This is a genomic window from Methylophaga sp. UBA5088, from assembly GCF_002414625.1.
GTDB classification, from domain to species: Bacteria; Pseudomonadota; Gammaproteobacteria; order Nitrosococcales; family Methylophagaceae; genus Methylophaga; species Methylophaga marina.
The window spans coordinates 7,105-7,650 of the sequence record NZ_DIAC01000065.1 but is presented as its reverse complement, the minus strand read 5'-3'; the positions used below and the strand labels follow the sequence as shown (position 1 = coordinate 7,650).

The following is a 546-nucleotide window of genomic DNA, read 5'->3' as shown; positions in this document are numbered from 1 at the left end:
TTAAGTTAATCACATCCCTATCCAGAACACTGCCAGCAATTTTATCGAACAGTAAGATAGCCGTCCCCACTCCGAGGCCAACAGGGCCACCCGCTACTGCACCAGCGATAGGTAAGGTTGATGACACTTTAGGCGTAATTTTGACTACTTGGTTGTAAGTTTGATTAACCAGATCGATCGGGCCTTTCATTTCAATAACCGCTGAATCACCTTGCATGGTTAAATCTTTCGTTGAGGCGATACCATTATTAAACTGAAAATCACCTTTAATACTACTGAAATCAAAGCCGCCGCCAAACAAATCACTAAAATCCAATGATAAGCGACGTGGAATCGCCGCAATACTTAACAGCCCAAAAATTCTGCCAGCAGCGCCCGGCTCCACCTCAAGTAAACTTCCCCGTCCGACAGACAAATCCAGTTGTCCATTCAATTGTTGGCGAGTAAAAGACATAGGATCCGCATTCCAGTTCAGATCCGCATCGATTTTGACTTGTCTGGCTGCGATCACTTCCTGATAATTAAGGTGTGCCAGCAGAGCTCTCA

Annotated in this window: 1 protein-coding gene; it reads right to left on the bottom strand. The window is 45.2% G+C overall.

Annotated features, from left to right (window positions below; genetic code table 11):
• Positions 1-546 (bottom strand): AsmA-like C-terminal region-containing protein (locus B4K20_RS08340; protein WP_289282555.1); only part of this gene is annotated, 546 nt, incomplete at both ends.